General features: G+C 44.7%; 2 protein-coding genes. Both read right to left on the bottom strand.

The genetic code is table 11. From position 1 onward, the window contains the following. Window positions 1-193: 193 nt before the first annotated feature. Entirely contained in the window at window positions 194-793 is a 600-nt protein-coding gene (gene yfbR / locus QVA83_RS17620; protein WP_012519109.1) for a 5'-deoxynucleotidase, read from the bottom strand. A gap of 1 nt (window position 794) precedes the next feature. After that, the coding region (locus QVA83_RS17615; RefSeq protein WP_287498750.1) for a pyridoxal phosphate-dependent aminotransferase at window positions 795-1,822 on the bottom strand (1,028 nt) is incomplete at its 5' end.

Raw genomic sequence — 1,822 nt, 5'->3', positions numbered from 1 at the left:
GCATACGTGTTCATGCCTAGTCTCGTGGTGTCGGTGATGTGTTTAAGAGACAGCTCTTGTTTCACTGCGGGGTAAACGACGCTCGTGTAATGCTAATTCCCAATCGCTTGTTGCCAAAAAAACCTCGCTGCCATGCTGTGTTTGCTACTTCTATTCGTCAGTATAGTAATTTATGGGCTGTTAGCCGCCTTGCTTACATATCGTCTTGCGTAATTTCATCAAGGCTTAAAGAAAAGCTTGGTACGTAGCGTGTTAAGAAGTAGTCCACCTCTTCAGAATGATACTCTTTAAGGGTTTTATCTAATCGTTTCTTAGCAAGCTTAAACTCTTGGTTACCAGCAGCCAATTCTTCAAGCGTTTTAAGGTAAGCGCAAAGCACGTCTGCTGCTTTCACAATAAAAGCTTCTTCTTCGCTATGGTAGTGATGATCAATCAGTGCCGCATAGTCTTCACGAAACGCTTCAGGCGCCATTTCAATGAGCTTGTTCTCTGCAATTTTTTCGATCTTTTTATATTCTTCTTTAATCGCAGGGTTAAAGTATTTCACTGGAGTAGGCAGGTCTCCGGTGAGCACCTCGGACACATCGTGAAATATTGCCATGGTAGCAATACGATCAGGGTTTAGTGTGCCGCCAAAAAACTTATTTTTTATTAAAGCAAGCGCATGGGCAACCATGGCCACCTGCAAACTGTGCTCCTGCACATTTTCTGTGCGCACATTGTGCATCAGCGGCCAACGATTAATAAGCTTTAAGCGCGCCAGGTGCGCAAAAAAGTGACTTTTGTCAGACACGTTACGCCCCCTGTTTATAAGTTCTAAAGAAGTTGCCAATACGATGCAGTGCAGGCACCAATACATCGCTGTGCGGTAAAAATACTAATCGGAAGTAGGTGCCTTCGGTTAGGTTGAACGCACGACCGTGTACCAGCAGAATTTTTTCAGAACTTAATAAGTCCAGCACCATTTGTTCATCGTTTTGAATGTTGAATTTCTTCTCATCGACTTTGGCAAAACAATACATGGCACCTTTAGGTTTAACGCAAGAAATACCGTCAATGCCGTTTAGCATATCTGTAGTTACGTCGCGCTGAATGCGAAGGCGCCCGTTTTCTTTCACCAAGTCATCAATGCTTTGATAGCCGCCTAACGCTGTTTGAATGGCACTTTGACAAGGTACATTCGCGCACATTCGCATGGAAGATAGGATATTAAGCCCTTCAATATAGTCAGACGCTAATCGCTTGTTGCCGCTTACTACAAGCCAGCCAGAGCGAAAGCCCGCCACACGGTAGTTTTTACTTAAACCACCAAAGGTAACAAAAAACACATCGTCAGCCAGTGAAGCAATACTGGTGTGCTTTGCTTCATCGTAAAGAATTTTGTCGTAAATCTCGTCGCTAAATACCACTAGCCCGTGCTCGCGGGCAACTTCAACTACTTCTTGCAACAGGGCTTTGTCGTAAACTGCACCAGTAGGGTTGTTAGGGTTAATAAGTACGATTGCGCGAGTTTTACTGGTGATTTTACTTTTTATGTCGTCAATGTCTGGGAACCAGCCTGCTTGCTCGTCGCAGCGATAGTGAACTGGTGAACCTGACGAGAGGCTAACTGCTGCTGTCCATAGCGGGTAGTCAGGGCTTGGAATAAGCACTTCGTCGCCATGATTAAGTAAAGCTTGCATCGCCATCATGATTAACTCAGATACACCGTTGCCAATATAAACATCGTCTACACGAATGTCTTTAATATTGCGCTGCTGGTAATACTGCATCACGGCCACACGGGCGGCATAAATTCCTGTCGAGTCTGAATATCCTTGAG

The organism is Alteromonas sp. AO-Serp, assembly GCF_017849675.1.
Taxonomy (GTDB): Bacteria; Pseudomonadota; Gammaproteobacteria; order Enterobacterales; family Alteromonadaceae; genus Alteromonas; species Alteromonas macleodii.
The sequence above is the reverse complement of the archived record's forward strand: the minus strand, read 5'-3'. Positions and strand labels throughout refer to the sequence as shown.